The sequence below is a fragment of the Deltaproteobacteria bacterium genome, assembly GCA_003696105.1.
GTDB lineage: Bacteria > Myxococcota_A > Polyangia > Haliangiales > J016 > J016.
Genome location: RFGE01000342.1, coordinates 1 through 3,476, shown reverse-complemented (window position 1 = coordinate 3,476; position 3,476 = coordinate 1). Strand labels below are relative to the sequence as shown.

Below are 3,476 nucleotides of genomic sequence, written 5' to 3'. Positions count from 1 at the left end.
GCGCCGAGGATGGCCGCCGCGACCAGGGTGGGATCGCACGGGCGCACGAGGCCCACGCTGAGCCCGTAGCGCACCGACGACTCGATCATCTCGTGGACGTGGCCGAAGAACTGCTCGACCCGCGCCGCAACCTCGAGATCGGGCGCGATCCCGTGCGCGAGCAGCAACGTGATCAGGGCGCGGTCCTCGAACACGTAGTCGAGCACCCGCGCGACGTTTTCTTCCAGCTGCTCCCGCGGCGGCGGCGCGCCGGGGCTCACGTCCACCCGGACGATGCGCTCGCGCAGGTCGCGGATGGCCTCGTCGAGCACCGCCTCGAACACCGCGTCCTTGCCCGGGAAGTACAGATAGAACGTGCCGCGGGCGATCCCGGCGGCCGCGATGATGTCGTTGATCGACGCCTGGTGGAACCCCTTGTCGGCGAACACGCGTTTCGCGGCGTCGAGGATCTGGCGCCGGCGCTGGTCTCGGCGGTCGGCCACGTCACAACCCGTAGTGCATGGCGACCCCGACCAACCCCGAGACGCAGATCGCGAGGGCGACGATCCCGCCGAAGATCGCGTCGTGATCGCGGGTGTCGGCGACCGCGCGCCGCAGGCGGACGACTTCGACCGCGCCCCAGCCGATGCTGGTGCCGACGACCGCCAGCGTGACGAGCGCGGTCATCCATGTGGCCGGCGGCTCGATCATGCGGGCACCGGGTCGACCAGCATGCGCTTGGCGTCGTGGACGACCGTGATCGTCATCAGCGCGGCGCACACGGAAAAGTAGAACTCCGTCTCGTAGTCGGCGATGGCGAAGCCGATCAAGAACGCGAGGTAGCCGGTGAGGCGCTCCATCGCGATGGACCGAAAGTTCGTCGTCCGCCCGACGCGCCGCGCGTACAGCACGCGGTTGACCATGTTGACGAGACCGACGACGACGATCACCGCCACTGGCCCTCGCGGCGCCCACCCGTAGTAGGCGACGAGCAACAGCAAGCTGCCGTACAGGACGCCGTCGGCGGCCGCGTCGAGCACCTCGCCCAGCGGACTCTGGCAGTCGAACGCGCGCGCGACCCAGCCGTCGATCAGGTCGGCGAAGCCCGCGACGATGAGCAGGACGAACGCCGGCGCGCGCTGTCCCGTGTGGATGAAGTACGCGATGGGAAACAGCGTGAGCGCCCGCGCGATCGTGACCGCGTTGGCCGGGTTGACTACGCGGACGTCGGACACCTAGCCGGCCTGGGTCTGCTCGAGTTCGTCGTCCACCGAGCCGGTCGACAGGGCGACCGGGTCGACCGCGCGATAGCGCCGCCACGCGAACCAGATGCGCTGCAGCAGCGAGATGTGCGACATGATCGCCACGGCCCAGGCGCCGGCCAGAAGCGGGCGCGGATCGTCGGTGAGCCACGTGCCCAACACGCCGAAGCCGAAGTAGATCATGAACTCGGCCGAGCCGAAGGAGCCGACCGAGTCGATCGGGTGGCCGATCTTGCCGTGCTCGCGCCACACGTCCTGCTGCGACTCGGCGTACACCGACAGCTTGATGAGCGCGTTGGACAGCGCGCCGGTGATGCCGAGGCCGAGGACGATGAGCACGTGCGGGTAATCGGCGGCCAGGTTGAGGCAGCCGCCGGCGTAGATCACGCCGAGCACCCAGCGGTCCGACACGTCGTCCATCACCGCGCCGAAGGTCGACCGCTGGTTGCGGGTCCGCGCGACGTAGCCGTCGATGTGATCCACGATGCCGCGCAGTGCGAACAGCAGCGTGCCGAGCGCCCAGTGCCCGTACAGGAACGCGACGCCGACGGCGACGCCGAGCACCGCGCCCAGCAACGTCCACTGGTTGGCGCGCAGCGGGATGCGCGCGAACACGCGCACGATGGGAACGAGGACTTTGTCTGCCTGCTTGCGGAGGCCGTAGAGCGTCACCGGTGTGCTCCGTCGTTACTGCTTCGCGACCGCGCGGGCCCGGTCGAACGCGACCCGCAGCGCCGCGACGAACGCATCGATCTCCTTCGGTGTGATGACCAGGGGCGGCTGCAACCGCAACGTGTTGCCGAGCGGTCCACTCACCGTGGTCAGCATACCCTGTTCGTGCAGCGAGTCCTGCACCGCGCCGATGAGCGGCTTGGGCAGGGGCTCCTTGGTCCCCCGGTCGAGCACGAGTTCGACCCCGCCGAGCAGACCGGTAAACCGGATGTCGCCGACGAACGGATCGTCGAGGTCCGCGACCGCACCCGTGAAATACTCCCCCATTTTCGCGCAGTTATCGACAATCCGGTCGGCTTCCAGCACGCGGATGAGCGCGAGCCCGGCCGCCGCCGAGATCGCATTGCCGGCCGACGTCGGCGTCGTGCCGGCGTAAAAGCCCTCCCCGACCTCCGAGCGGACGAGCACCGCGCCCAGCGACCCCACGCCGCCGGACAGCCCCTTGGCCGTCGTCAGGATGTCCGGCTCGAGGCCGTAGTGCTCGGCGGCGTACATCTTGCCGGTCCGGCCCAGCCCGGTCTGGATCTCGTCGAGGATGAGCAGCAGGCCGCGCCGGCGGCGGATGGCGTCCATCCGCTGCCACCACCGCTCGGGCGGCCGGATGCCGCCGACCGACTGTACCGGCTCGGCGAGCAGCGCCGCGGTGTTCGGGCGCGCATCGATCTGTTTTTCCGCCTCGTCGAGGCACTGCGTCTCGCAATCGACGGCGTGCGGGCAGCGGTAACAGTATGGAGTCGGCACGCGGTAGACCGCGTCGCCCAGCGGCACGCCGGCGGTGGCGCGGTACTTCTCCGAGCCGCACGCGGCCAGCGCGCCCAGGCTGAGCCCGTGGAAGCCGTTGTCGACGGCGCAGATGTCCGGCTTGCCGGTGTACTGGCGCGCCATCTTGAGGGCGAACTCGGTCGACTCGGAGCCACCGGTGGTAAAGAACGCCTTGTCCACTGACGCCGGCGTGATCTGCACGAGCTTTTCGGCGAGATCGATCAGCGGCACGGTCGTGTGACGGCCGGACACCTGCGACACGCGATGCAACTGCTCGGTCGCCGCCGCGATGATCTCCGGTCGGGTGTGGCCCGCGTTGTTGACGAAGTACCCGGAGGTGAAGTCGATGTAGTCTTTGCCGCCCGCCTCGGTGACCACGCAGCCCTCGGCCTTCACGATCGGCACGGGCTCGTTCTTCTTCGGCCAGGGTCGCAGGATGTACTTGGCGTCGCGCGCCAGCAGATCGTCGCGGTCGTAGTCCGTCGTGTCGCTCACAGTGAAGCCTCGGGGCGAGGCGTACCGCTGACCCGCGAGCGTGTCAAGTTCCAAGTATTATCAATGCGTTGCGACTTCGAACGACGTGCCGTCGGCCGCCAGCACGCGCCGCTCGATCGCGGGCGCCTGCCCCGGCCGGCCCACCGCGTAGATCGTGTAGCCCGCGCGGTGACTCGCCCGCCGGCCGGCGTACGTCGCCGACCGCACGCCCAGCACCGGAATCGGCGCGCCGTCGGGCCGAGGGAT

At 69.4% G+C, this 3,476-nt stretch carries 6 protein-coding genes; all 6 read right to left on the bottom strand.

Annotated features, from left to right (window positions below; translation table 11 throughout):
• Positions 1-482 (bottom strand): TetR/AcrR family transcriptional regulator (locus D6689_21265; protein ID RMH37236.1); only part of this gene is annotated, 482 nt, incomplete at its 3' end.
• 1 nt (position 483) lies between these two features.
• Positions 484-690: a hypothetical protein gene (locus tag D6689_21260; protein ID RMH37235.1), complete on the bottom strand. Its 207-nt coding sequence runs from the start codon at positions 688-690 to the stop codon at positions 484-486.
• On the bottom strand, positions 687-1,214 hold the full coding sequence (locus tag D6689_21255; protein RMH37234.1) for a CDP-alcohol phosphatidyltransferase family protein: 528 nt from the start codon (positions 1,212-1,214) through the stop codon (positions 687-689). Before D6689_21255 ends, D6689_21260 begins: the two co-directional genes overlap by 4 nt.
• Positions 1,215-1,913, bottom strand: coding sequence for a CDP-alcohol phosphatidyltransferase family protein (locus tag D6689_21250; protein ID RMH37233.1), 699 nt, complete (start codon positions 1,911-1,913; stop codon positions 1,215-1,217). It abuts the gene before it with no gap.
• Positions 1,914-1,928: 15 nt separating this feature from the next.
• Positions 1,929-3,284, bottom strand: a complete 1,356-nt coding sequence (locus D6689_21245) for an aspartate aminotransferase family protein (GenBank protein ID RMH37232.1) — start codon at positions 3,282-3,284, stop codon at positions 1,929-1,931.
• A 6-nt stretch (positions 3,285-3,290) separates the two neighbouring features.
• Positions 3,291-3,476, bottom strand: a 186-nt coding sequence (locus D6689_21240; GenBank protein ID RMH37231.1) for a hypothetical protein, incomplete at its 5' end; no start/stop codon positions are given.